Origin of the sequence: Pseudomonas sp. SL4(2022) (assembly GCF_026625725.1) — a bacterium.
Lineage (GTDB): Bacteria > Pseudomonadota > Gammaproteobacteria > Pseudomonadales > Pseudomonadaceae > Aquipseudomonas.
The window spans coordinates 4278083-4301988 of record NZ_CP113060.1 but is presented as its reverse complement, the minus strand read 5'-3'; the positions used below and the strand labels follow the sequence as shown (position 1 = coordinate 4301988).

Sequence of the window (23906 nt, the reverse complement as noted above, 5' to 3'; positions counted from 1 at the left end):
GCGGCCAGTAAATGACCGCACTCTACGGGGAGTTGCCTGGCCATGCGACTGTCAGCGTCCACGCGGCGAAAGAAAAATACTCTGCGTTTGCGCCTGCTCACGGCTATCGGCCAGGTTATGGATTGCGAAGCGCACGGGCAGGGTGTTGGCCTCGGTCTGTTCGCTCTCCAGCACCACGGTCACCGGGACATCGAGAATTTCCCCGGGGCTTAGCTGCAACTGCTGCGGTGCCTCCAGACGCAGGCCGGGGCTGTCGAGCAAGGTCAGGCCATAACGCTGTGGCTGTTGGGTCTTGTTGATCACCTTGAGCAGGTAGGTGTTCTCGATCTGCCCCAGCGGGTTCTCGCGGAACATGCTGCGATCCTTGGCCGAGTCGATGGACAGCATCGAGCGCGCACTCAAGGCCCAGACAAAGGCCGCGAGCATCAACACCAGGGCGATGCCATAGCCGATCAGCCGTGGTCGCAGCCAGTGGGTTTTGCCGCCTTGCAGTTCGCGCTCGGAGTGGTAGCCGACCAGGCCTCGGGCGTAGCCCATCTTGTCCATGACCGAATCGCAGGCATCGATACAGGCCCCGCAGCTGATGCAGTCGATCTGCAGACCATCGCGGATGTCGATACCGGTGGGGCACACCTGCACGCACAGTGTGCAGTCGATGCAATCGCCCAGGCCCTCAGCCTTGTGGTCGCTGTCCTTCTTGCGCGGCCCACGGCCTTCACCGCGCGCGGCATCGTAAGCCACCAGCAGGGTGTCATCGTCGAACATCGCACTTTGAAAGCGCGAATAGGGGCACATGTGCACGCAGACCTTCTCACGCAACCAGCCGGCGTTGAGGTAGGTGGCGGCCATAAAAAACAGCACCCATACCAGCGTGCCGACGTCCAGTTGCAGGCGCAGCAAGTCGCTGGCAAGTGTGCGGATCGGGGTGAAGTAACCGATAAAGGTCAGCGCCGTGATCAGGCTGACGCTCAGCCAGATCGTGTGCTTGGCACTGCGCCGCGCCAGCTTGTTCAGCGACCAGGGCGCGGCATCCAGTTTGATGCGTTGATTGCGCTCGCCCTCGGTCACTTTTTCCGCCCACATAAACACCCAGGTCCACACACTCTGCGGGCAGGTGTAGCCACACCACACGCGCCCGGCCACCACGGTGATGGTGAACAGACCAAAGGCGGCAATGATCAGCAGCGCCGACAGCAGGGTGAAATCCTGCGGCCAGAATGTCGCGCCGAAGATGTAGTAGCGGTGCTCGGCCAGGTTCCACAACACCGCCTGGCGGCCGTCCCAGTCCAGCCAGGCGGTGCCGAAGAAGATCAGAAACAGCAGGCCCGCGCCGTACAGGCGCAGATTGCGAAAGCGGCCGCTGAAACTGCGGGTATGGATCGGTCCGCCCGCTTGTGACGGCGTCAGGCGGATAGGCTGGCGCGGGTCGATGGTTTCGATGATCTGCGCGGGAATTCGTTCGCTCATTACGGGCCTCGTCGGGCTTTATCAGGCGAGGCGCATGATGCGAGCGCAGCTGTCTGGATAACAGACTCAGGTTTTCCAATAAAAAGCGGATCAGATGGCGGGGCAGGCAAGCGCGAAGCGTTCACGATATTCTGGCTGCCCTTTCCTGAACCTGAACCGAAGCCCACCTATGCTGGTTATCTCCAACAGCGTTCACCTTGCCGACGATGAAGTTGAGCTGACCGCCATTCGTGCTCAAGGAGCCGGTGGGCAAAACGTCAATAAGGTGTCCAGTGCGGTACACCTGCGATTCGACAGTCAGGCGTCGAGTCTGCCGCCGTTCTACAAGGAGCGACTGCTGGCCATGCGCGACAGTCGCATCACCACCGGTGGCGTTGTCATTATCAAGGCTCAGCAGTATCGCACTCAGGAGCAGAACCGAAGCGATGCGCTGGAACGCCTGGTCGAGTTGATTCGCAGTGCCGCAAAGACCGAGAAAGCCCGCCGTCCGACCAAACCGACGCTGGGCTCAAAGAAGCGCCGCCTGGAAGGCAAGAGCATTCGCGGCACGATCAAGGCCGGGCGCGGTAAGGTCGATTTTTAGGTGCCTATCCCGTTGAACCTGAATTGAAGTGCCGAGTTTTGTGAGGCCGTGTAGGGTTTTCAGGTCGGCATATTTGACTAGAGTGCATGAATGAAGACGACCCTCGATGAGCTTTTGGCTTTTGTTCGCGTGGTTGACAGCGGTTCGATCAGTGCAGCGGCCGAACAGTTGGCACAGACAGCGTCCGGTGTCAGCCGTGCCTTGAGCCGCCTGGAAGAGAAACTCGCCGTCACCCTGCTGCGGCGCACCACTCGCCGCCTGGAGTTGACGGAAGAGGGCGCAGTTTTCCTAGTCCAGGCCCGCAAGATTCTCGATGCGGTGGACAGTGCCGAAGAGCAGATGAAAGTGCGTCGGCAGAAACCCGCCGGGCGTTTACGGGTCAATGCTGCCGCGGCGTTTATGCTGCATGCGGTGGTGCCGCTGGTAGCGGGATTCCGTGAGCGGTATCCGGACATTCAGTTGGAGTTGCACAGCAGCGACCAGATCATCGATCTGCTGGAGCAGCGCACCGATGTGGCCATTCGTATCGGCTTGCTGCGTGATTCCACTCTGCATGCACGGCCTCTGGGCGCCAACCGTTTGCGCGTACTGGCCAGCCCAACGTACCTCGCAGCCCATGGCATGCCGCACGGTGTCGAAGAGCTGAGTCAGCACAGCCTGCTCGGCTTTACCCAACCCGAAAGCCTCAATCAGTGGCCGTTGCGTCATGCCTTGGGCGATGCCTACAGCATCGCCCCGAGCCTGAGTGCGTCCAGCGGCGAGACGCTGCGTCAACTGGCGTTGGCAGGTGCTGGAATTGTTTGCCTGGCGGATTTTATGACCGCCGCTGACCGCGCCAGCGGTGAATTGGTGCAGCTGTTGGTGAGTGATACCGTCGAGGTGCTTCAGCCGATTCATGCGGTCTACTACCGCAACACGGCGCTGGCCTCGCGCATCACCTGTTTTCTTGACTATCTGAGCAGTCAGCTGTCCACCTAGCCACCTTTGCGCTCTGCGTTGCACGGTAGGGGCAAGGATGTCGATGCGTCAGACGAAGCGCTGCAGGCCGCTTTGCAGGGCCAGATCCCAGGGCGCGACAGGGCCGAAGCGCGCCTTGAGAAACTCCAGCAACAGGCGGCTGCGCGAGTCGGTTTCACGTTCCAGGCGCAAGGCGTAGATGCCGCTGGGTTCGGGAGCAGGCAGGCCATTTTCGCAGAACAGCGGTAGCAACTCACCGCGCAGCAGGTAATCACTGATCAGCCAGGTGGGCAGGTGGGCGATCCCTAAGCCAGCAAGGGTGCTGAACAGCAGGGCTTCGGCATTGTTGGCGGTCATGCGCAGGCGCTTGGGGCGGCATAGTTGCAGTTTGCCGTCCTGCTCGAAGCGCCAGGCGTAGGGCGGTGCCAGGCTGTCCCAGTCAAGGCCGTCATGCTCCAGCAGTTCGTTCGGGCTGCGCGGTACGCCACGTCGGGCCAGGTAATCGGGGCTGGCACAGACGACGCGCACCATGGGTGAGAGTGCTGTGGCAACCAGGCGTGTGTCTGCCAGCGGGCCGATGCGCAGCACCAGATCGACTTCTCCGAGGTGGGTGCCATGCAGGTCGACAAAGCTGTCGATCAGGCGCAGTTGCACATCCAGGCCGGGGTAGGCCATCAGAAACTCGGCGATGGCCGGTGCCAGATGACGGCGGCCGAAGGGGGCGGGCGCATCGATGCGGATCAACCCTTCCGGCGCGCTGCTCAGGGAAACTGCTTCGGCGCGGGCCAGATGCAGCTCGGCGAGAATGCGCCGGGCCCGTTCGGCAAAGGCCAGGCCGGCAGACGTGGCGCGTACGGCGTGGGTGCTGCGGCTGAATAGTTGGCTGCCCAGTGAGCGCTCCAGGGCATCGATGCGCCGGGCCACGGCCGAGGGCGTCAGCGGATGGCGGCGAGCGGCTGCGGAAAAACTGCCGGTTTCCAGCACGTCGATAAACAGGCTGAGTTGATCGGTCAGGGTGTCGGGGTTCATGGTGGGGCTCGGCTGTGCGAATTATGCAAAGCCATTGTGCGTTGCTATGCGTTTCGCTGCCAGTGGCGAATGATTAGTCTGTGCGGCATCTTTCTGGAGGCCTGTGATGACGCTGTTCGACTTTGCCTTGAACCTGCTGCTTGGACTGATTCTGGGTACGTTGGGCGGCCTGTTTGGCATTGGTGGCGGGTTGATTGCGATTCCGGCGCTGGGTGTGCTGTTTGGCCTGGATCAGCAACTGGCTCAGGGTACGGCGCTGGTGATGGTGGTGCCCAATGTGTTGCTGGCGTTGTGGCGCTACCACCAGCGCAATCGTATTGACTGGCGTCATGCCCTGGCCCTGGCGCTGACCAGCCTGTTGTTTGCCCTGGTGGGCGCGGGCTGGGCGGTTGAGCTGGATGCAGCGCGCATGCGCCTGGGGTTTGTGGCTTTTCTGGTGCTGTTGGCGGTCTACAACCTGTCACGGTTGGTCAGCAAGCCGGCCACGCTTGCCGTGGGGATGCGCTATCCCTGGCCCTGGTTGACGCTGTTGGGCAGCGGTGCGGGATTGCTAGGCGGGGTGTTCGGCGTGGGGGGGCGGTTCTGGCGACACCAGTGCTGACCTCGGTGTTCGGTACCAGTCAGGTGGTGGCGCAGGGTTTGTCCCTGACTCTGGCGGCGCCGAGCACGGCAATTACCCTGGCGACTTATGCCCTGCATGATCACGTTGACTGGTTGCTGGGCGCTCCCCTGGCATTGGGCGGTTTGCTCAGCATCAGCTGGGGGGTGAAGTGCGCCCATGCATTGCCTGAGCGGGTATTGCGTGGGTTGTTTGTCGGCTTTCTACTGCTCTGTGCAACCCTGCTCGCACTTAAAGTCTGAAGCCTTCGACAATCTGCTCGGCCAGTGTCTCTGTAACCTGCGACTGGGTCTGGCTGTTGCGCAGTAAAACGATGCTGGCAGAGGGCAGGCCCGGCATACCCTCTGCCTCGCCGAGGATTTGCAAGTCCGGGGTAATCAGGCTATGCAGTTGCGCGGTAATCGCCAGGCCAGCACTAACCGCCGCCATAATTGCCGACAGGCTGGGGCTGGTGTAGGCAATGCGGAAGTTACGCCCCTGGGCATCCAGGCCATTGCAGGCCCAGGAGCGGCAGAAACAGGATGAGTTGAACATTGCCAGGGGCAGTGTTTCCAGCTCATGCAGGTTGGTGTTGCGCGCCTGCGCCCAGACCAGGTGTTCCTGGCGCAACAGCTGGCCGATCTCCGTGCCGGGTTCGCGGGTGACGATGGTCAGGTCCAGATCCTGGCGTTGCAGCAGCTGGAAGGACGGCTCGCAGTGCAGTTCCACCTGAACCAGCGGATAAGCCTGTGCGAAGCGCACCAAAATGCCCTGCATAAACCGCATCACATAGTCGTCCGGCGTGCCGATGCGCACGGTGCCGACCATATGCGGCTCGCGCATGCTGTTCATCACTTCCGCATGCAGCTTGAGAATGCGCCTGGCATAACTCAGGAGCAGCTGGCCCTCTGCCGTAAGGCTGAACTGGCGGCCGTCGCGCAGAAACAGTGGGCGCTGTACCACGTCTTCTTCCAGGCGTTTCATCTGCATGCTGACGGCCGATTGGGTGCGGTTGACCATCTCTGCTGCGCGGGTAAAGCCGCCGTGATCAGCAATCGCGACAAAGGTGCGCAGCAGTTCGCTGTCGATGCTTGGGTAACTGGCCATTCATCAATCTCTGAGATGTATTGCATAAGAAACATTCGTTGGATTGATCATAAGGCCCGCGTGAGACTGTCGCCAACCCCACAAGGAGGGCGACGAGATGAAAGGGCAGAAAGGTTATGCCGTGGTGGGTACTGGGCGCACACAGGCGTTCCGGCCATTAGGTGTGTTGTGCAATATTGGCCGGCAGTTTCAGCGCTGGTGGCAGTTGGCTGAACAGCGTCAGCGTTTGGCGATGTTGGATGATGCGGCCTTGAAGGATCTCGGCTTGAGTCGGGCTGATGTGATGCAGGAAAGCGAACGGCCATTCTGGGACGATCCGCTGGCGCGTTGAGTTGCCGTGTCGCTCAACTCAGCGGCCTATTCGATTTCGCTACATGCAGCGGTACGCAGCGTGTATCGGCAGATCACTGGAGCGGCGCGCGGGTGGCGCATCCGCTACAATGCGCGCCGAATTTGTCTTGCCCGAGAGTCCGCCATGTCCGCTTGTCAGTCCCCGATTATCGTTGCCCTGGATTTCCCGACCCGTGATGCTGCGCTGGCATTGGCTGATCAGCTCGATCCCACGCTGTGCCGGGTCAAGGTGGGCAAAGAGTTGTTCACCAGCTGCGCCTCTGACATCGTCACCACGCTGCGTGACAAGGGCTTTGAGGTGTTCCTCGACTTGAAATTCCATGACATCCCCAACACCACGGCCATGGCGGTCAAAGCCGCTGCCGAGATGGGCGTGTGGATGGTCAATGTGCACTGCTCGGGCGGTCTGCGCATGATGGCGGCGTGCCGCGAAACCCTGGATACATTCAACGGCCCTAAGCCGTTGTTGATCGGGGTGACTGTGCTGACCAGCATGGAGCGTGAAGACCTGGCCGGCATCGGTCTGGATATCGAGCCACAGGAGCAGGTATTACGCCTGGCTGGCCTGGCTAACCAGGCTGGAATGGACGGCCTGGTATGTTCGGCTCAGGAAGCTCAGGCGCTTAAGGCGGCTTACCCGGGGCTGCAACTGGTGACTCCGGGGATTCGTCCGGCTGGCAGCGCCTTGGATGACCAGCGCCGTATTTTGACTCCGCGTCAGGCCCTCGACGCGGGTTCTGACTACCTGGTGATTGGTCGCCCGATCAGCCAGGCTGCCGATCCGGCGCAGGCGCTGGCGGCGGTGGTGGCGGAGCTGGCCTGATCTGCTGCGGCAAGTTCGGTTTCGCGCTTGCCGCCTGAATCTGCTTGAAAGGTTGTATACAATTGCTGCATTTCGACTAGCCAGGTTTTCTCCATGCATCCCGCCGCCGAAGATTCGCCACTGGGCAAATCCAGCGAATACATCGCTACCTACACCCCGTCTTTGTTGTTCCCGATTCCGCGTGCCGCGAAATGGGCCGAGTTGGGCCTGAGCGCCGAGACCCTGCCGTACCAGGGCGTGGACTTCTGGAACTGTTTCGAGCTGTCCTGGCTGCTGCCATCGGGCAAGCCGGTGGTGGCCATGGGCGAGTTCGCCATTCCCGCCGACTCGCCGAATATCATCGAGTCGAAATCCTTCAAGCTGTACCTCAACTCGCTGAATCAGTCGGTGTTCGGCACTGCTGACGAGCTGCTGGCGGTGCTGACACAGGACCTCTCGGCAGCCGCCGGTAAACCGGTTGGCGTGCGCGTGCGCAGCCTGACTGAGGTGGTGGCCGACGGTGTGCAAGCCGCGCCAGGTATCTGCATTGACGAGTTGGATGTTGCCATCAGCAACTATGCACAGCCGCAACCAGAACTGCTGCGTTGTGATGCCGGACGAGTAATTGAGGAAAACCTGCACAGCCATCTGCTCAAATCCAACTGCCCGGTCACCGGTCAGCCGGACTGGGGCACGCTGGTGGTGCAGTACCGTGGCCTGGCGCTGGATCACGCCAGCCTGCTGGCCTACCTGGTGAGCTTCCGCCAGCATGCGGATTTTCACGAGCAGTGCGTGGAGCGGATCTTTCTCGACTTGCAGCGCTTGCTCAAGCCTGAATATCTGACAGTCTATGCGCGTTATGTGCGCCGTGGCGGTCTGGACATCAACCCCTATCGCAGCAGTGGGCCTATCAGCCCCGATAATCAACGCTTAGTGCGCCAGTAATGCAAAACCCCAGCTAGAGCTGGGGTTTTCATTAGCGCTGCGTGCGTTTAGATGCCCATATTCGCCAGACTCTGCAGGATATTGCGCAGGGTGCCGGCAAGAGTCGGGTGGCTGGCTTCGAAACGTTCTACCGCGAGGTTAACCCCGTCGATCAGCGTGGCGTCAGGGGCCGCTGCAGCCTGGCGTGCCAGTTGCAGTTCAATTTCCTGGGTCAACACATACAGCTCGGCGCGTTCCTCTTCACTCAGCGGCGGCTGCTCTGCCAGTTGGTCGCGCAGATCTTGCAGTTGTTGCTGCAGGCGGCTTGCAGGCATGGAATTCTCCCTTCAATGATTGACTGTTTGACTGACCTTGCGCAGGGGCGAAAGGTTCGGCATGTCTTGAGGTTAATCCAAGCCAAGAGGCTTTGCTTGCTTTGGATCAAGCGCCAGGCGATGTGTTATCCGGCAAGCGGCATCAAGGTTTTTCACCTTTCTGACGACGCAAGCTGAGATCGGCCAGGCAGGTAGGCAGATCGCTGAGTTGATCGATTACTGAGTGCACGCCCAGGCGATAAAGGCTGAGGGTAGCCTGGCTGCGCAGGCGGTCACGCTCGCGGATTGGCAGACTCTGCCAGTCTGCTGGCGCTTGACCACAGAGGGGGCCGCTGATGGCCAGACCGATGGTCCAGATGCCCGCATTCAGAGCGGCTTGCAGTAAGCGCGGCTCACCGCTGACCAATACACAGCCGGTGAGCTGTTCAACCTGCAGCTCCAATAGGCTGAGCCAGATGGCATCGGGTGCTGGCCATGGCCGATGACTGCGATTGGGTGTGCCCGAGAGCCAGTCCGGCAGAGCACTGGCCAGGCAGATACTCGCATCGCGCGGCAGCTCGTCCAGCCAGGCGCAAGGCACGCCTTGCTGACGTAGCTGCTCCAACAGCGGCAGAGCAGCGTGCGTGGTCTCGCTATGTTCCTGTGCAGTGCTGCAGAGTGCCTGCTGATAGGTTTGCCACTCGGTGGGCAGCGGCTCCCGCCCCAGGCATTGGGCAAGGCTGTGCGGTTCATGTGCATCGGGGTAAAGCCGTTGCAGAGTCAGCGGCACACTGCGGGCACCAAAGTCCACAAGGCAACCGGACAAGCTGAACAGTACGGCATTAAATGCCGGCGAGGATGCAGAATTATGCATGAGCCATCCCTAGATATGGTCTAGTCCAATTTAGCAGTGTTGCATGACAGGCTGATGACGCATGGGTGGCCAGGTGTCGCCGCCTTGCGGGCCGTTACCGGCTAGATTTTCAGGTATTTGCGCATCCGCTATGCTGTCTTTCTGAGTTGCCGCCTTATACTGCGCCATCTGATGTGGCTGCTGAGTTGTGCGGCCTGAATGCCTTCAAGGAGCGACTGTATATGCGTGTTACCGGTGCGAGCTGGATTGAACGACTGGGCTTGCTGATTGCCTGTACAGGCATCTTATTGCTGCCTGCATTGGCGCAAGCCGAGGAAGAGGATCCATGGCAGGGTTACAACCGTTTCATGTTCAAGGTTAACGATAATGTTGATGCCTATACCCTCAAGCCGTTAGCCAAGGGGTATCAGGCTGTGACGCCGCAGTTCTTCGAGGATGGTGTGCGTAACGTCTTTCGCAACATCGGTGATGTTGGCAACCTGGCGAATAATCTGCTTCAGGGCAAACTGCACGATGCCGGTGTGGACAGTGGCCGTCTGATTTTCAACACGACCTTCGGCGTGCTCGGTTTTTTTGATGTGGGCACGAGCATGGGGTTGCAGCGCAGTGATGAAGACTTCGGTCAGACACTGGGTGTCTGGGGGCTCAACAGTGGTCCGTATGTCGTGCTGCCATTGCTGGGGCCAAGCACTGTACGCGATGCTGCCGGGCGTATCCCGGATATTATGCTGACAGCGCCGATGCACATCAGCCATGTGCCTACACGTAACGTCGTAAGCGGCGTTGAGGTGGTTGATCTCCGCGCCAGACTACTCTCCGCTGAGCGTTTGGTGAGTGGCGACAAGTACATCTTTGTGCGCAATGCTTACTTGCAGAACCGTGAGTTTAAAGTGCGTGATGGCGCAGTCGAAGACGATTTCTGAGTCTGTTGGCTGAAATAAAAAGGCGGCCCTAGTGGCCGCCTTATCGTTTGTTCTGGCTGAATCAATTCATTGATATGATCGCCAGCCCCAGTGCCTGTCGACCATCTTCAAGTTCGGATACGCGAACGACTTCTGCCTGAGCATCCAGTCCACGCAACTCGTTGTGATCAGATGCAATATGGATACGCACCTTGTCGCCCATTTTCACATTGCTTCTGGCTTCAAGTTGCATGCCCGTACTAGAGAGATCCAAGCACAACGCTGGAGTTTCCTGCCCCTCATGGTGCAAGGTAACAGGTGCCTCAAGCCGCATGCGGATGTAATCGCGTTTCTCGCTGTAAGCACGATCATTCTGACTCATGGGGCACTTTCCTCTTGTTATGGGGGTTGTCCTGAGACTCTTATAACCTTGCCCGATTTGAGGTGTAAAGTCGTGTTACGACGACCGGCGCACGCTTGAATCAGCTAGCAGATGGGAGTACCGTCTGCGCCGTGATGCAAGCTGACTCTGCGCGGACAGACCTGCGGTCTGACGCATATGCCAACCTAAACCCGGCGTAGTTTGCCTGGATATCCCATGCACATGACCAGTGCCACGCTGCTGATAATCGACGACGACGATGTAGTGCGCGCAAGCCTTGCCGCCTACCTGGAGGACAGCGGTTTTCATGTGCTGCAGGCCAGTAACGGTTTGCAGGGGTTGGATGTGTTCCGCGCCGAGTCACCGGATTTGGTGATCTGTGATCTGCGCATGCCGCAAGTCGATGGTCTTGAGTTGATCCGCCGCATCAATGCCCTTCAGGTAGAAACCCCGGTCGTTGTGGTCTCCGGTGCAGGCGTGATGAGCGACGCCGTTGAGGCTTTGCGCCTGGGCGCTGCTGATTATTTGATCAAGCCCTTGGCCGATCTTGCTGTGCTGGAGCACTCTGTGCGCCGTGCCTTAGACCGTGCCAACCTGCGTCTGGAAAACCAGCGCTATCGTGAGGAGCTGGAAACCGCCAATCGTGAGCTGCAAGCCAGCCTGCACTTACTGCAAGAAGACCAGAATGCTGGGCGCCAGGTGCAGATGAACATGCTGCCAGTGACGCCTTGGCAAGCTGATGGCCTGAGTTTTGCGCACCAGATCATCCCTTCCTTGTACCTCTCCGGCGATTTTGTCGACTACTTCCGTGTCGATGACAGCCGTATTGCGTTTTATCTGGCAGATGTTTCCGGGCATGGAGCCTCTTCAGCATTCATTACCGTGCTGCTGAAGTTTATGACCACCCGGCTGTTGTATGAGTCGCGCCGAGTGGGCAGCTTTCCGGACTTCAAGCCCTCAGAAGTACTCGGTCATATCAATCGCGGCCTGATCAACTGCAAGCTGGGCAAGCACGTGACGATGCTTGGCGGTGTGATCGATCAGGCGAGTAACCGTCTGACTTACAGCATTGGCGGTCATTTGCCTTTGCCAGTGCTTTACAGCGATGGTCAGGCGCGTTATCTGGAAGGGCGTGGCTTACCGGTTGGGTTGTTTGTCGAAGCTGAGTACAAAGATCTGGAACTGGAGTTGCCAAAGGCCTTCAGTTTGACGTTACTCTCTGATGGCATTCTCGATCTGCTGCCAGGTGATACCTTGAAAGACAAGGAAACCCTGTTACCGCAGCTGATCAGCTCTGCTGGTGGCACCCTGGATGGCCTGCGTACGGCTTTTGGGCTGGCCAATCTGGGGGATATGCCGGATGATATTGCCTTGCTGGTGTTGAGCAGGAACCTTGCATGAACCCTGGGATAAGCCCCGGTAGAATTCAGTTTGCCGAACAAGATGGTACCTTCATCCTGAAGTTTGTGGGTGAGGTACGCCTGACACTTTGTTCGGCTCTGGATGCGACCATTGAGAAAATCTTCACTGCGCTGAATTTCTCAGCCATCGTGATTGATCTGACCGAGACCCGCAGTATCGACAGCACGACCCTTGGGCTTTTGGCCAAGCTGTCGATTCTCTCGCGGCAGAAGATCGGTCTGTTGCCGACAGTGGTGACCACCCACGCCGATATCACTCGACTGTTGCAGTCGATGGGGTTCGATCAGGTCTTCAATATCGTCGACACACCTGTACCGTGTCCGGATTGTCTGGACGACCTGCCGTCGCAGGATCAGTCGGAAGAGCTGGTGCGCGCCAAGGTGCTGGAAGCGCACCGCATTCTGATGGGGCTGAACGACTCCAATCGCGAAGCTTTCCACGATCTGGTCAATGCCCTCGAACACCACTGACTCGGGGCATTCAACAAACGGGGCGCTCAATGAGCGCCCCGTTTGCATTCAGGTTATTCAGGCTTGAGCAGTCAGCAGTTTTTCCAGCTTTTCCTGATCGCGGGCAAACAGACGAATGCCTTCAGCGAGTTTTTCCGTGGCCATGGCGTCTTCATTCATGGCCCAGCGGAATTGGCTTTCGCTCAGGCTCTGCTTGGCTTCGGCAGCTTTTCCAGGGCTGAGTAGACGCGCCAGTGGCTGCTGGTCATCGGCCAGTTGCTGCAGCAACTCTGGGTTGATGGTCAGGCGATCACAGCCGGCCAGTTGTTCGATTTGGCCGATATTGCGGAAGCTCGCGCCCATCACCACGGTCTGGTAGGCGTTGGCCTTGTAGTAGTTGTAGATGCGCGTAACCGACTGCACGCCGGGGTCTTCTGCGCCGACAAAATCACGGCCTTCAGCCTTCTTGTACCAGTCGTAGATGCGCCCGACGAAGGGCGAAATCAAAAATACGCCGGCATCGGCGCAGGCCTGGGCTTGGGCGAAAGAGAACAGCAGCGTCAGGTTGCACTGAATGCCGGCTTTTTCCAGTTGCTCGGCGGCGCGAATGCCTTCCCAGGTCGAGGCGATCTTGATCAGTACACGCTCGCGACCAATGCCGGCCTCTTCATACAAGCCAATCAGGCGTTCAGCGCGGTGCAGGGTGGCCTGGGTGTCGAAGGACAGGCGCGCGTCCACCTCGGTGGAAATACGCCCCGGAATGATCTTGAGGATCTCTCCGCCTACTGCGACGCCGAAGTGATCGCAGGCCAGGCCGAGGTCGCCCTGGCTGGTGTCGACGGCACGTTTCAGCTGTTCGCTATAGCCAGGCATGGCAGCGGCTTTGAGCAGCAGGGAAGGATTGGTGGTGGCATCAACCGGCTTCAGGCGGGCGATGGCGTTGAGGTCGCCGGTATCGGCGACCACCGTGGTGAACTGCTTGAGTTGATCCAGCTTTGAGGTCATGACACAGCCTTGTCGTTGCAGATGCACCGACCTTACCCGAGTCAGCGGCCTTGCAGCAATTGCGCCGCTTGATCGAACAGCGCCAAGGGCTCGCTGGTCTTGTGAATGTCCACCGAGAGCAGTTGGCGAAAGCGCCGCGCGCCGTTGAAACCCTGGCCCAGGCCGAGCATATGGCGGGTGATGTGGTGCATGCTGCCGCCTTCTGCGAGGTGCGCGGCGATATAGCTGTGCATGCTCTGCATCGCCTCGAAGCGGCTCATTACGGCGCGCGTTGAGCCGAACAGCAGTTGGTCCACCTGCGCCAGCAGGTAAGGGTTGTGATAAGCCTCGCGGCCCAGCATCACGCCATCGAAGGTCTGCAGGTGCTGTTGGCAGTCTTCCAGGGTCTTGATGCCGCCATTGAGGATAATTTCCAGCTCGGGGAAGTCCTGTTTGAGTTGCGCCGCGACCTCATAACGCAATGGCGGTATTTCACGGTTCTCCTTGGGTGAGAGCCCTTCGAGAATGGCGATGCGCGCATGCACGGTAAAGCTGCGGCAGCCGGCATCGCGCACGGTGCCGACGAAGTCGCACAGCTCGGCATAGCTGTCGCGGCCGTTGATACCAATTCGGTGCTTCACCGTAACCGGGATAGCCACCGCATCTTGCATGGCTTTCACGCAGTCAGCTACAAGTTGTGGGTGGCCCATCAAACAGGCGCCGATCATGTTGTTCTGCACCCGATCACTCGGGCAGCCGACGTTGAGGTTCACCTCGTTGTAGCCTGCGGCTTGTGCCAGCTTGGCGCATGCCGCCAGATCCGCCGGCACGCTGCCGCCGAGCTGCAGGGCCAGCGGGTATTCCGCCACGTTGTGTCGCAAAAAGCGTTCTGCATCACCGTGCAAAATGGCCCCCGTGGTGACCATTTCGGTGTAAAGCAGCGCGTGCCGTGAAAGCTGACGCAGGAAAAAACGGCAATGACGATCTGTCCAATCCATCATCGGCGCAACGGAGAAGCGACGGGACACCGTAGGCGGCGAGGTTGCTGGGGTTAAGCCTTGTAGCATGGGTGTCTCCGGTGTGCGTGTTTCAGGCGTGTTTCCAGGGGTGGCGGGCATTTTTAAAGCTGGGTGGTGGGCTGTACCGCCCCAGTGCTTGCGTGTACCGACGGCCAATAGGATGTACCACCATGGCAACGATCAGACCGCGAAAGAGGGCTGATGGCACGGTCAGTTACACCGTACAAGTTTGATTTTAAAAATGGGGGTGTAAGTTTACACAGAGAGTTAGACCTTCGCGCGCAAGAAGGCGGCTGAGGCGAGTCACTTCTTGTCGACGGCGTCCGTGATCTTGGAGCACCGTCGAGCAAGATGGCAGTGTTCCTGTTATTGCTAAGCCTAAAAGCCTTCCAGAACAATCTTGCCGCGTGAAGTGCCACTTTCCAGTTGAGCGTGGGCTCGCCGCAGGTTATTGGCGTTGATGCGGCCGAAGTGCTCGCCCAGGGTGGTGCGCAAAATGCCGCCGTCGACCAGTTGGGCGACCTGCTCAAGCAATGCGTGTTGGGCTTGCATGTCCGGGGTTTCGAACAGCGAGCGGGTGTACATGAACTCCCAGTGCAGCGACAGGCTCTTGCGCTTGAGTTTGACCACATCAAGCTGGGCCGGGTCGTCGATCAGCGCCAGTTGCCCCTGGGGTGCCAGGGCTTCGATCAGCTGGTCGTAGTGCTGGTCGGTGTGGGTCAGACTGGCCACATGGTCGACCTGCTGGATACCCAATTGCTGAAGCTGTGGCAGCAAGGGCTGGCTGTGGTCGATCACATGGTGGGCGCCCAATTGCTTAACCCAGGCGGCGGTTTCCGGGCGCGAGGCGGTGCCGATCACCGTCAGGCCGGTGAGCTGGCGCGCCAGTTGGGTGAGGATCGAGCCAACGCCACCGGCGGCGCCGATGATCAGCAGGCTTTGCCCGTTGCTGGCGCTGCCTTGGGCGATCTTCAGGCGTTCGAACAGCAGCTCCCAGGCGGTGATGGCGGTCAGGGGCAGGGCGGCGGCTTCGGCAAAACCCAGGCGCGTTGGCTTGTGGCCGACGATGCGCTCGTCCACCACATGCAGTTCGCTGTTGCCGCCGGCACGTTGCAGGGCGCCGGCGTAATACACCTCGTCACCGACCTGAAACAGGCTGACGTCGCTGCCCACCGCCTGTACCACGCCGGCCACGTCCCAGCCCAGCACCTTGGCCTGGCTGTCGGTGGGGGCGACATTGCTGCGAATTTTTGTGTCCACCGGGTTGACTGAGATGGCCCGTACTTGCACCAGCAGGTCCCTTGGGCCGGGTGTGGGCGCGGGCAGTTCGATGTCCAGTAACGACTCTGCGTCGCTGCTGGGCAGAGACTGGTAATAGGCGACGGCTTTCATGCAAAAACTCCGTGATAGTCAGGCAAGTGGGGTGTGGTAGGTGAGTTTGAAATTGGCCAGCAGGTGGCCGTGTTCGCGACCAAAGCGCAGAAAGTGTTCAGTCTGCCGATGGTGCTCCAGGGCGGCGGCACTGCGCCAGATTTCCAGCATGTAGAAACGCTCAGGCGTGTCGCGGTCCTGGTGCAACTCATACTGCAGGCAGCCAGCTTCGGCCCGGCTGGCCGGCACCAATTGGCGCAAGGCGGCTTCAAGTGTCGGGCCATGGCCTGGATGGGCGTGCAGGGTGGCGAGTAAATGTACGGCGTTGCTCATGGGCGCGCCTCGCGGTCACGCGGGTATGCCGGGTAATCGCTATAACCTTGGGCATCGCCACCAAACAGGCGTGCGCCGTCAAAGTCGGCCAACGGCAACTGTTGGGCCAGGCGCGCTGGCAGGTCGGGGTTGGCAATAAACGGACGGCCAAAGGCGATCATGTCCACCAGCCCTTGTTGCAGCAAATCCTCGCCGCGCTCACGGGTATAGCGCCCAGCCACGATGATGACGCCGCGATAGGCCGCGCGCAGCAACAGGCGAAACTCCTGGGGGATCTGCGGGGCGTCATCCCAGTCGGCTTCCGACAGGTGCAGGTAACCGATACCTACGCGGTCAAGGTACGCGGCAGCCTCAAGGATGGTCGGGATAATGTCCGGGCAGGCCATGTTGCGTGCAGTGATAAACGGTGCCAGGCGCACACCCACCCGCGCCGCGCCGATCTCTTCGGCCACGGCGCTGACCACCTCCTGAAGAAAACGCAGGCGCCGCTCTCGGCTGCCACCATAAGCATCGCTGCGCTGATTAGAGGTGCTGCGCAGAAACTGGTCGATCAGATAGCCATTGGCGCCATGGATCTCCACCCCGTCAAAACCCGCGAGGTCGGCATTGCGCGCGGCGCGGCGGTAGTCCTCGATGATGGCGGCGATGTCGGTGCTGCTCAGTTCACGTGGTGTCGGGCAGTCGAGCATACGGCCGACGCCATCGTCACCCACCACCCACACCTGCGCATCCGGTGCCAGCGCGGACGGCGCCACCGGCAAGCCATCGGCATGAAAGCTGGAATGGGACATGCGCCCCACGTGCCAGAGCTGCAGGTAGATGCGCCCACCGGCGGCATGCACGGCATCGGTCACTTGCCGCCAACCACTGACTTGCTCGGCGCTGTAAATGCCTGGAGTAAAGCTGTAGCCCTTGCCCTGAGGGCTGATCTGCGTGGCTTCCGTGATGATCAGGCCGGCGCTGGCACGCTGGGCGTAATACTCGGCCATCAGCGCGTTGGCACTGTCGCCGGGCTGGCTGCTGCGGGCGCGGGTCATGGGGGCCATCACAATGCGGTTGGGCAGTTCACGGCCAGCCAGGGTCAGGGGGTGAAACAGCGTGTTAGTGGTCATGTGCAGGTTCCTTGTTGGCAGGTTCAGGCCGGTGCGCCGGCGTTGTTCTGATAGTGATAAGTGCTGGGCAGGGGTTGCGCGGCTGGTGCATCCAGTTCCAGCAGCAGGCCGCCGGGGAGCTGTACGAAGATTTGCCAGAGACCGTCTTCCGGCACCTGAGCGATCTGATGGGGCAGGCCACTGGCTTGTACTCGCTGCAATACCACCGCAGCATCGCTGTCGGTGTACAAGGCAATATGGCTGAGGATAGGTTCGCTCACATCGCCGCGCTCAATGACATGCACCAGCGCCTGGTCGCCCTGATACAGCCAGCGGCCAGGGAACGGGAAGGGCGGCCGTGGGCCCGCCTGCAGGCCGAGCAGGTCGCCAAACAGGCGCTGCAACGGCGCGCCGTCGTGGGTGTTGAATGCCAGGTGATCGAAGTGCCAGGTCATGGTCACTGCTCCGTGGTGGGCGTGGTTGCATGATCAAACAATGGTAGTGGCGGAAAAAGCCGGGTAAAAAGGAATCACTTGTTAAGAGTTTTTATCAATGAGCTCGATTCTTGATCTGGACATCTTCGTGCGTACGGCCGACAGCGGCAGTTTTTCCGCGGCGGCGCGGGCCCTTGAGCTGACCCCGGCGGCCGCCAGTATCGCCATCAAACGCCTAGAAACCCGCCTCGGTGTGCGCCTGCTGGTGCGCTCAACGCGAAGCCTGCGCCTCACCGATGAAGGCCGCCGTTATCTGGACAGCGTGCGCCTGGCCTTGGGCGCCCTGGCCGAAGGCGAGCAGGCGCTGCAGGCCCATACCCTGGGCCTGAGCGGCACTCTGCAATTGGCCGCGCCCTCGGATTTCGGCCGTAACGTGCTGTTGCCCTGGTTGGATGAGTTCAAGCAGCAGCACCCGCATATCCAATTGCGTCTGCTGCTTAATGACCGCAATGCCGACCTGTTCCGCGAGCCGGTGGATATCGCCCTGCGTTACGGCGTACCGGTCGACTCCAGCCTGGTGGCCCTGCCGATTGCGCCGCAGCACCGGCGCATGGTCTGCGCCAGCCCAGCCTATCTGGCGCAGCACGGCACGCCGCAGAGCCCGACCGAGCTGGCCGATCATCGGGCGGTGTTGTATCTGCGTAATGAGCGCGCCTACGACCTCTGGCGCTTCAGCCGTGGCAGCGAGGTGCAGGAGGTGCGCGTCAGCGGTGATTATGTGTGTGACGACGGTGAAGTGGCGCGGCGCTGGGCGTTGGCCGGGCACGGCATCGTCTACAAGGCGCAACTGGACGTGCAGGCCGACCTCGATGCCGGGCGTCTGTTACCGCTGCTAACGGACTGGCAAGGCGAGAGCGCGCCGTTCAATCTGTTGTGCCCCCATCGCGCCCAAGTGTCCGAGCGGGTCAAGCTGTTGCAGGCGTTTCTGCAGCAGCGCTGTGTAGCCTTGCTGGCTTAAAAGAGCTTACTGTCAGCTTTCCGTTATACCCCTCAGTCAACGTCCCTGAGAGCTTTTAGGTAAGACACTACTAATGACGCTGGATAGCATGTGAGTAGGCGGGCAGGCACTTGATAAGTTGCTGTTGAATCGTAATTCGGACCCGTCTGGTTTGCTTATGAATAAGCTTGCTATTGTAGATCGAAGATTTAAACGCGCGTGTTGAGAAAGACATATGCCCAGCACCAAATTTTTCAACAAGCCAACCCTACGTGGTGATCTGCTGCTGGTTACTGCAGTGATTCATATTTTGGCTCTGGCTTTGCCTCTGGCGCTTTTGCAAATTTATGACCGCATTCTGCCGAGTCAGTCCTATGGCACAGCACTGGTTTTGGTATTGGGGGTTGGTCTTGCGATTATGCTCGAAGCGCTGCTGCGCTATGGGCGTACGGCTCTGTTTGCCAGTTTCGCTGCTCGCTACGAAGTACAGGCTTATCTCGGGGCCCTGGAGGGTTTGTTGCATGCCGACGTCAATGCCGTCGAGCAGCGCGGGGCTCCTGCGATAACTGATGCTTTGCGCTCAATCGGTCAGGTCCGGGATTTTTGGTCAGGTCAGGCTGGGGTCGCACTGTATGAAACTCCTTTTGCACTGCTTTATCTGGCACTCATAGGCTATATCGGTGGTTGGCTGGTTGTGGTGCCTCTGGCACTGTTTCTGTTCAGCGTACTGCTGGTGTTGCGTTGGACTCGCAGCATCGCCTATGTGGCAGATCAGGTTGAAGAAAGTGATTGGCAGCGCAGGGCGCTGTCCTGGAGCAGTTTCGCCGGTCTCGCCGATATCAAATCAGCCGGTGCCGAGGGGCGTATTGCCGCCGTTTACCGTCGGCTGAATGCCCAATTCATGCGACGCAGTGCCAAGCTGGAAACCCTGCTCGGCTGGGTGCGCGAGAATGCTCAGGCGATTAGCCAATTGGCTACCGTATTGGTGGTTGCCTGGGGGGCTGTTGCAGTGGTTCAGGGTCAGTTGACGACTGGGGCACTGGCGGCCTGCACCATGTTAGTCGGGCGATCGATTGGTCCGGTTATGGCCAGCCTGGGTTATTGGGCGCAGCTATCGAGAACAGGTGCCGCCCAGACCAAGGTCGATCAACTGCTTGATCTGCAAGCCCGTGATCCTTTCGCTAAAGCCGGCCAGGCATCCTACGCGCAGATTAAACAGGGTGACCTGAGGCTGGTCACGCCGGCCTGGTTCTCTGCACCGGTATCCATTGCCGCCGGCGAAGTGGTGCATATCCACTCCGAGCAAGCTACCGACGCATCACAGCTTTTGTCACTGATCGCAGGGCATACTTATGACGAGCGGATCAAGATCAAGCTCGATGGCCAATCAATCGACCAATTCAAACGGAGTGATTATGGTCAGGCTGTCGTTCTGGTTACTCGCCACTCAGCGTTATTGCCTGGCACGATTCTCAACAACCTCACCCTCTTTGATCCGCGCCGCAATGATGAAGTGAAGCATTATTGCCAACTGCTCGGACTACAGCCTTATTTGGACAAGTTGCGTCATGGCGTTCTGACCGAGGTTGGGGGGAGTGCTGCGGAGCATTTGGACGAGGGTATTTATCAGCGCATTTCGATCATCCGCGGACTGTTGCAAAAGCCACGAATATTGCTGCTCGATCATGCAGCAAGCGGGCTGGATCTGGATGGCGTCAAGCGCCTGGCTGAGGTGCTCAAATCACTGCAAGGGCGCACCACGGTGCTGCTGGTGTCGCACAAAGAGCAGTTGATCGAGTCGTGTACACGGCAGTTGATCATGGAGTCGGGGGGCAGCGGTTTATGAGTGCTTCATTCCCTGTAGCAGAGGCGCTCAATTACGCGAGCGAGGCTGATCGACTGGCGGACTTACGCCATGTGCTCGGTGTTCGCAGGCTAACCCAGCCTCTGGCCCGCTGTATCCCGCCTCTGTTGATCGCCCTGGATTGGTTTGGCGCGCCGCAAATCATTTTGGATAGCTTGCCGGCTGCCGAACAGCCACTGAGCTTGCCAGACCTTCAGGAGTTACTGCGCGACCTCGGTTTTCAGACCCGATTGAGCACCTGGCGAGAAGGAAGGACGCTGCCACAGGCCAGTCTCTTGTGCCGGCATGGCGAGGTCTTCGTCTATCTAGGTCGCTATGAAGGCAAAGAGTGTTGGCATGACGGCGAGCAGTTGATTTACGCCGTGCAGCCGCAGGCTGGTGACACTCTGCTGTTCGTACGAAAGGCGAACGAACACAAGTCTGTAGACGCCGCTCATCCGGGTTGGTTGGGCAAGTTAGTTCTTACCGCACGCAAAGAAATTGGCGGTGTGTTGCTGATCAGTTTGGTTGCCAATCTGCTGACATTGGTTGTCTCGCTGTTCACCATGTTCGTCTACAACACCATCATTCCTAGTGGTGCCATGTTGACGCTGATGGCAGTCACGCTGGCTGCCGTTATTGCGGTACTGGGTGGATGGGGGCTGCGTATGGCACGTGCGCAGATTCTGGCGACTATGACGGCGTGGGCTGGCGCGAAAATCGGCAACCTGGCCTACCGAAAGGCGCTCGGCTTGCCGCTGGAAGTGTCTGCGAGAGTGGGCGTCGACAGTAACCTTTCCCGCCTGCGTTCAATCGAGAGTGTGCGTCAGTGGTTTGGTGGCGGCGGTGGCGCGGTCAGTGCCGACTATCCCTTTGCTGTCATTTTCCTGCTGGTGATTGCTCTGCTCGGTGGCTGGATTGTGCTGGTGCCATTGACCAGCCTTCTGCTCTTCTTGATTTTTGCAAAGCCTATGGCTTTGTACGTCGAAAATCGCGCCAACAAAGTCAGTGCTGTATCCCGCAAGTTGAATGACATCAGCCTGACGCTCACCTTGCATCTGCGCAGCCTCAATGGCGTAGCGGGCTCTGTTCTTTGGTACAGACGAATTTCCGAGCTGATTGCCGATGGGGCTGAAGCCAATCGGGACTACGCCTTGGCTACCGGTCTGGCGCAAACGATGGCGCAGACACTGTCTTCGCTAACTGTTCTTGCCACCATGGGTGTGGGTGTCACATTGGTGTTGCAGGAAAGTATGAGCACCGGCGGTTTGATTGCCACCATGATGCTGATCTGGCGGATCACGACACCGGCCCAGCAGATGTTTTCAAATCAAGTACGCCTCCGTCAGCTTGGCGATGCGACCCGTCAGCTAGATCGTCTGCTGCAAAGTGTCGGTGAGATGGCCAGCCCGCAGAGTGTTGCCCCTATCGGTGATCTACAGCATGACATTCAGATCGACCGCCTCTATTACCGCTACAGCAGCGAGCGCGAAGCGGCACTCAATGGTGTCAGCTTTGCCATACCGGCAGGGCAGATAGTCGCCGTTGTAGGCCCGAATGGTTCCGGAAAAACCACATTACTGGAAATACTCGCGGGTATTCGCCAGCCACAGAGTGGGCGCGTGCTGGTGGGTGGCAAAGACATCCGCCAGTTTGATGTAGGTGACTATCGGGCCTGGACAGGTTACGTCCCGCAGCAGGTGCGTGGTCTGCCAGTTACGGTTCGCGAGGCCTTGACTTTGCGCCTGCCTGTGGCGATGGATGCCAGTCTGTTCTCGGCACTGAGCTCAATCGCCGGGCGCTCATGGTGGAATGTTTTGGGCGCCGATTCAGCTGAGCAGGCGTTGGATTTGGTCATCGATCCCTGGAGTGAAAACCCCGCGGATGTACGTAAACGAATGATTGTGCGTTTAGCCTCGGCTTTTCTTGAGGCCCCCGCCATCATTCTTTTGGATGACCCTATCGGTGATCAGGATCCGCTGCTGGATCGGTATTTTCAGGAATTGCTCAAATCGATCCGTGGGCATAGCACCATCGTTATGACGACGCATCGCCCAGATCTCATTCAACTGGCAGATCAGGTCGCCATCTTGAATGAAGGTGCTTTGCTGCACTTCGGCCCGGTTGCTCCTGTCGAGCAGAGTGAACAAGCCGCCCCTGCCACATTGACCAGCGAATGACCCCCATGACTAAAAAAGAAGCACCAGAAATCATTGCGGTTGTTGCGGCTGAGCAAAACTTCAGCGCACGTATCGATAACCTGCTGGATGACTCGCGCCAGACACGCTTGTTGCGTCGCACGCTACTGTCGATTGTGGTGCTGGTCATAGTGTTCATCGTTTGGGCCGCATTTGCCCAGGTTGATGAGTTGGCCCGTGCGCACGGCGACGTTCAGCCTAGTGAGGGGGTACAAAGCCTGCAGGTCGAAGAGGGCGGAAGTATCGTCAAGCTACTGGTACGTGAGGGAGAAACCGTTACTCAGGGGCAGCCCTTGGTCGAGTTCGCAGCGACCAATCTGAATAAGGAACGGGAGCAAAATGAAATCAAGCTGACCTCAGCGTTGATTGACCGTGAGCGGCTGGGCGCGCTGCTCGAGAATCGTCAGCCTGATTTCACGGCGTATATGAAATATCCCCATATGGTGCAGCAGGCGCGAAGGTCCTACGAAATACAGGATGCTCAGCGCAAGTCCCTGAACAATGCCAAACGCAGTGCCATTACTCAGCAGCAGCGACAAATTGCAGAGCTTCAGCGCGACAAGGCCTTGCTGGCTCGCGAGCTTGGAGAGGCACGTAACCGCTTAGTGCGGCTCGACGAAGGCGCTCGAAAGGGGCTAGTGAGTCAACTGATGCTTAGCGAGGCACGTCAGCAGGTTGCAGCGGTCGAGGGGCGTCAATCTGAGCTCGCTTCACGTATAGCGTCTGCTGAAGATCAGATCATCACTCTGCAGGCCGAGATGGCCAGTGTGGATGCCGAGTTCACTCAGGGGGTCAGCATTGAGCTTGGCAAGACCACCGAGCTTTGGCGTGAATTGCAGGCCGAAGAGAGAGCCTTGGCACAGCGCAGCGCACGCTTCGAGATAAAGGCCCCTGTAGCCGGGGTGGTGATGAACCTGCCGCAAACATTGGAAAACGCAGTTATCGCGCCGGGTGGTGTAGTGGCGGATATCGTCCCGGCGGATCAGGCCGTGGTTATGGATGTTATGGTCGCGCCTCGTGATATCGGTTTTATCCAGGTTGGCCAGAACGCTATGGTCAAGGTCGATGCCTATGACTACAGCCGCTTCGGTTCTGTTGCAGGGAAGGTCAAGCGAGTGTCACCGACCTCGATCAAAGTCAAGGAAACGGGTGCCAGTTTTTACAAAGTACAGATCAGTCTGGATAACCCCTATATCGGCTCCAGCGAGCGTCGCATCATCGCCGGCATGACTGGCGAGGCGGATATCGTGACCGGGCGTAAGTCCGTTATTCAGTATCTGCTTAAACCTATTTTTCTGACTGCAGACACTTCATTTCACGAGCGTTGACGTTCTTGTTAGGGTTGTCTTTGTCCGTCAGTTGATGTGCTTGGAGGCCTTCCATGGTCAAGCGTAACGATCCCTCTGCAGTTTCTACTGGTAAAGGTTCGGCGGCCGACCAAGCAGAGCGACTCAAAGCCAAGGATGCGCCTTTAG

Annotated in this window: 24 protein-coding genes and 1 pseudogene; 13 read left to right on the top strand and 12 right to left on the bottom strand. The window is 59.2% G+C overall.

What is annotated here, in order from left to right; all coding sequences use genetic code 11:
* Positions 1-51 precede the first annotated feature (51 nt).
* Positions 52-1467 (bottom strand): cytochrome c oxidase accessory protein CcoG, encoded by a 1416-nt coding sequence (gene ccoG / locus OU997_RS20180; RefSeq protein WP_267808320.1) that lies wholly within the window; start codon positions 1465-1467, stop codon positions 52-54.
* Positions 1468-1636: 169 nt separating this feature from the next.
* Here ccoG and arfB point away from each other — a divergent pair, with 169 nt between their 5' ends.
* Entirely contained in the window at positions 1637-2050 is a 414-nt protein-coding gene (gene arfB / locus OU997_RS20175; protein WP_108488386.1) for an alternative ribosome rescue aminoacyl-tRNA hydrolase ArfB, read from the top strand.
* 90 nt (positions 2051-2140) lie between these two features.
* Positions 2141-3028 (top strand): LysR substrate-binding domain-containing protein, encoded by an 888-nt coding sequence (locus tag OU997_RS20170; protein WP_108488387.1) that lies wholly within the window; start codon positions 2141-2143, stop codon positions 3026-3028.
* Positions 3029-3076: 48 nt separating this feature from the next.
* Here OU997_RS20170 and OU997_RS20165 read toward each other — a convergent pair whose 3' ends face one another.
* Entirely contained in the window at positions 3077-4036 is a 960-nt protein-coding gene (locus tag OU997_RS20165) for a LysR family transcriptional regulator (protein ID WP_108488388.1), read from the bottom strand.
* 106 nt (positions 4037-4142) lie between these two features.
* Between OU997_RS20165 and OU997_RS20160 the strand changes: the two are divergent.
* Positions 4143-4897: pseudogene (locus OU997_RS20160) on the top strand (sulfite exporter TauE/SafE family protein).
* Here the strand turns inward: OU997_RS20160 and OU997_RS20155 are convergent.
* Positions 4887-5741: a LysR substrate-binding domain-containing protein gene (locus OU997_RS20155; RefSeq protein ID WP_108488390.1), complete on the bottom strand. Its 855-nt coding sequence runs from the start codon at positions 5739-5741 to the stop codon at positions 4887-4889. The pseudogene OU997_RS20160 and the gene OU997_RS20155 overlap by 11 nt on opposite strands.
* 97 nt (positions 5742-5838) lie before the next feature.
* Between OU997_RS20155 and OU997_RS20150 the strand changes: the two genes are divergently transcribed.
* The 3 genes from OU997_RS20150 to queF all read left to right on the top strand — a co-directional run bounded on the left by OU997_RS20150 (position 5839) and on the right by queF (position 7839).
* On the top strand, positions 5839-6072 hold the full coding sequence (locus OU997_RS20150) for a DUF1127 domain-containing protein (RefSeq protein ID WP_108488391.1): 234 nt from the start codon (positions 5839-5841) through the stop codon (positions 6070-6072).
* 144 nt (positions 6073-6216) lie between these two features.
* Positions 6217-6915: an orotidine-5'-phosphate decarboxylase gene (gene pyrF / locus OU997_RS20145; protein WP_108488392.1), complete on the top strand. Its 699-nt coding sequence runs from the start codon at positions 6217-6219 to the stop codon at positions 6913-6915.
* 93 nt (positions 6916-7008) lie between these two features.
* Positions 7009-7839, top strand: coding sequence for an NADPH-dependent 7-cyano-7-deazaguanine reductase QueF (gene queF / locus OU997_RS20140; RefSeq protein WP_267808317.1), 831 nt, complete (start codon positions 7009-7011; stop codon positions 7837-7839).
* 47 nt (positions 7840-7886) lie between these two features.
* Here queF and OU997_RS20135 read toward each other — a convergent pair whose 3' ends face one another.
* Together OU997_RS20135 and OU997_RS20130 are read right to left on the bottom strand one after the other, a co-directional pair.
* Positions 7887-8153: a DUF4404 family protein gene (locus tag OU997_RS20135; protein WP_108488394.1), complete on the bottom strand. Its 267-nt coding sequence runs from the start codon at positions 8151-8153 to the stop codon at positions 7887-7889.
* Positions 8154-8295: 142 nt separating this feature from the next.
* Positions 8296-9006: a phosphatase gene (locus OU997_RS20130; RefSeq protein WP_108488395.1), complete on the bottom strand. Its 711-nt coding sequence runs from the start codon at positions 9004-9006 to the stop codon at positions 8296-8298.
* A gap of 221 nt (positions 9007-9227) precedes the next feature.
* Here OU997_RS20130 and OU997_RS20125 point away from each other — a divergent pair, with 221 nt between their 5' ends.
* Positions 9228-9929 carry a VacJ family lipoprotein gene (locus tag OU997_RS20125; protein WP_267808316.1) on the top strand — a complete coding sequence of 234 codons (702 nt, stop codon included), beginning with the start codon at positions 9228-9230 and terminating at the stop codon, positions 9927-9929.
* A gap of 61 nt (positions 9930-9990) precedes the next feature.
* Here OU997_RS20125 and OU997_RS20120 read toward each other — a convergent pair whose 3' ends face one another.
* Positions 9991-10290 (bottom strand): PilZ domain-containing protein, encoded by a 300-nt coding sequence (locus OU997_RS20120; RefSeq protein ID WP_108488397.1) that lies wholly within the window; start codon positions 10288-10290, stop codon positions 9991-9993.
* Between the two features lie 216 nt (positions 10291-10506).
* Between OU997_RS20120 and rssB the strand changes: the two genes are divergently transcribed.
* Together rssB and rssC are read left to right on the top strand one after the other, a co-directional pair.
* The gene (gene rssB / locus OU997_RS20115; RefSeq protein WP_108488398.1) at positions 10507-11691 is read left to right on the top strand and encodes a two-component system response regulator RssB; all 1185 of its coding nucleotides are present in this window, start codon (positions 10507-10509) and stop codon (positions 11689-11691) included.
* Positions 11692-11699: 8 nt separating this feature from the next.
* Positions 11700-12182 carry an anti-sigma factor antagonist RssC gene (rssC, locus tag OU997_RS20110; protein WP_108488407.1) on the top strand — a complete coding sequence of 161 codons (483 nt, stop codon included), beginning with the start codon at positions 11700-11702 and terminating at the stop codon, positions 12180-12182.
* 57 nt (positions 12183-12239) lie between these two features.
* Here rssC and tal read toward each other — a convergent pair whose 3' ends face one another.
* From tal to OU997_RS20080, 6 genes are all read right to left on the bottom strand, one after another.
* Entirely contained in the window at positions 12240-13166 is a 927-nt protein-coding gene (gene tal, locus OU997_RS20105; RefSeq protein ID WP_267808313.1) for a transaldolase, read from the bottom strand.
* Positions 13167-13207: 41 nt separating this feature from the next.
* Positions 13208-14212: a tRNA dihydrouridine(20/20a) synthase DusA gene (dusA, locus tag OU997_RS20100; RefSeq protein WP_267808311.1), complete on the bottom strand. Its 1005-nt coding sequence runs from the start codon at positions 14210-14212 to the stop codon at positions 13208-13210.
* A gap of 330 nt (positions 14213-14542) precedes the next feature.
* Positions 14543-15556 carry a zinc-binding alcohol dehydrogenase family protein gene (locus OU997_RS20095; protein WP_267808309.1) on the bottom strand — a complete coding sequence of 338 codons (1014 nt, stop codon included), beginning with the start codon at positions 15554-15556 and terminating at the stop codon, positions 14543-14545.
* Between the two features lie 18 nt (positions 15557-15574).
* Positions 15575-15868 (bottom strand): putative quinol monooxygenase, encoded by a 294-nt coding sequence (locus tag OU997_RS20090; protein WP_267808307.1) that lies wholly within the window; start codon positions 15866-15868, stop codon positions 15575-15577.
* Positions 15865-16980 carry an alkene reductase gene (locus OU997_RS20085; RefSeq protein ID WP_267808305.1) on the bottom strand — a complete coding sequence of 372 codons (1116 nt, stop codon included), beginning with the start codon at positions 16978-16980 and terminating at the stop codon, positions 15865-15867. The genes OU997_RS20090 and OU997_RS20085 overlap by 4 nt, the downstream gene beginning before the upstream one ends.
* Positions 16981-17003: 23 nt before the next feature.
* Positions 17004-17414, bottom strand: a complete 411-nt coding sequence (locus tag OU997_RS20080) for a hypothetical protein (RefSeq protein WP_267808303.1) — start codon at positions 17412-17414, stop codon at positions 17004-17006.
* Between the two features lie 97 nt (positions 17415-17511).
* Between OU997_RS20080 and OU997_RS20075 the strand changes: the two genes are divergently transcribed.
* From OU997_RS20075 to OU997_RS20060, 4 genes are all read left to right on the top strand, one after another.
* Entirely contained in the window at positions 17512-18411 is a 900-nt protein-coding gene (locus tag OU997_RS20075) for a LysR family transcriptional regulator (protein ID WP_267808302.1), read from the top strand.
* A 214-nt stretch (positions 18412-18625) separates the two neighbouring features.
* Positions 18626-20236, top strand: coding sequence for an ABC transporter transmembrane domain-containing protein (locus tag OU997_RS20070; RefSeq protein WP_267808301.1), 1611 nt, complete (start codon positions 18626-18628; stop codon positions 20234-20236).
* Positions 20233-22413 carry a peptidase domain-containing ABC transporter gene (locus tag OU997_RS20065; RefSeq protein ID WP_267808299.1) on the top strand — a complete coding sequence of 727 codons (2181 nt, stop codon included), beginning with the start codon at positions 20233-20235 and terminating at the stop codon, positions 22411-22413. The genes OU997_RS20070 and OU997_RS20065 overlap by 4 nt, the downstream gene beginning before the upstream one ends.
* A 5-nt stretch (positions 22414-22418) precedes the next feature.
* A complete protein-coding gene (locus tag OU997_RS20060) occupies positions 22419-23759 on the top strand; it encodes an HlyD family type I secretion periplasmic adaptor subunit (protein WP_267808297.1) in 1341 nt (446 codons plus the stop codon).
* Positions 23760-23906: the final 147 nt, after the last annotated feature.

Excerpts from the sequence above, each read along its gene's own strand:
- ccoG (WP_267808320.1), bottom strand. The coding sequence starts at position 1,467 with ATGAGCGAACGAATTCCCGCGCAGATCATCGAAACCATCGACCCGCGC.
- arfB (WP_108488386.1), top strand. The coding sequence starts at position 1,637 with ATGCTGGTTATCTCCAACAGCGTTCACCTTGCCGACGATGAAGTTGAG.
- OU997_RS20170 (WP_108488387.1), top strand. The coding sequence starts at position 2,141 with ATGAAGACGACCCTCGATGAGCTTTTGGCTTTTGTTCGCGTGGTTGAC.
- OU997_RS20165 (WP_108488388.1), bottom strand. The coding sequence starts at position 4,036 with ATGAACCCCGACACCCTGACCGATCAACTCAGCCTGTTTATCGACGTG.
- OU997_RS20155 (WP_108488390.1), bottom strand. The coding sequence starts at position 5,741 with ATGGCCAGTTACCCAAGCATCGACAGCGAACTGCTGCGCACCTTTGTC.
- OU997_RS20150 (WP_108488391.1), top strand. The coding sequence starts at position 5,839 with ATGAAAGGGCAGAAAGGTTATGCCGTGGTGGGTACTGGGCGCACACAG.
- pyrF (WP_108488392.1), top strand. The coding sequence starts at position 6,217 with ATGTCCGCTTGTCAGTCCCCGATTATCGTTGCCCTGGATTTCCCGACC.
- queF (WP_267808317.1), top strand. The coding sequence starts at position 7,009 with ATGCATCCCGCCGCCGAAGATTCGCCACTGGGCAAATCCAGCGAATAC.
- OU997_RS20135 (WP_108488394.1), bottom strand. The coding sequence starts at position 8,153 with ATGCCTGCAAGCCGCCTGCAGCAACAACTGCAAGATCTGCGCGACCAA.
- OU997_RS20130 (WP_108488395.1), bottom strand. The coding sequence starts at position 9,006 with ATGCATAATTCTGCATCCTCGCCGGCATTTAATGCCGTACTGTTCAGC.
- OU997_RS20125 (WP_267808316.1), top strand. The coding sequence starts at position 9,228 with ATGCGTGTTACCGGTGCGAGCTGGATTGAACGACTGGGCTTGCTGATT.
- OU997_RS20120 (WP_108488397.1), bottom strand. The coding sequence starts at position 10,290 with ATGAGTCAGAATGATCGTGCTTACAGCGAGAAACGCGATTACATCCGC.
- rssB (WP_108488398.1), top strand. The coding sequence starts at position 10,507 with ATGCACATGACCAGTGCCACGCTGCTGATAATCGACGACGACGATGTA.
- tal (WP_267808313.1), bottom strand. The coding sequence starts at position 13,166 with ATGACCTCAAAGCTGGATCAACTCAAGCAGTTCACCACGGTGGTCGCC.
- dusA (WP_267808311.1), bottom strand. The coding sequence starts at position 14,212 with ATGCTACAAGGCTTAACCCCAGCAACCTCGCCGCCTACGGTGTCCCGT.
- OU997_RS20095 (WP_267808309.1), bottom strand. The coding sequence starts at position 15,556 with ATGAAAGCCGTCGCCTATTACCAGTCTCTGCCCAGCAGCGACGCAGAG.
- OU997_RS20090 (WP_267808307.1), bottom strand. The coding sequence starts at position 15,868 with ATGAGCAACGCCGTACATTTACTCGCCACCCTGCACGCCCATCCAGGC.
- OU997_RS20085 (WP_267808305.1), bottom strand. The coding sequence starts at position 16,980 with ATGACCACTAACACGCTGTTTCACCCCCTGACCCTGGCTGGCCGTGAA.
- OU997_RS20080 (WP_267808303.1), bottom strand. The coding sequence starts at position 17,414 with ATGACCTGGCACTTCGATCACCTGGCATTCAACACCCACGACGGCGCG.
- OU997_RS20075 (WP_267808302.1), top strand. The coding sequence starts at position 17,512 with ATGAGCTCGATTCTTGATCTGGACATCTTCGTGCGTACGGCCGACAGC.
- OU997_RS20070 (WP_267808301.1), top strand. The coding sequence starts at position 18,626 with ATGCCCAGCACCAAATTTTTCAACAAGCCAACCCTACGTGGTGATCTG.
- OU997_RS20065 (WP_267808299.1), top strand. The coding sequence starts at position 20,233 with ATGAGTGCTTCATTCCCTGTAGCAGAGGCGCTCAATTACGCGAGCGAG.
- OU997_RS20060 (WP_267808297.1), top strand. The coding sequence starts at position 22,419 with ATGACTAAAAAAGAAGCACCAGAAATCATTGCGGTTGTTGCGGCTGAG.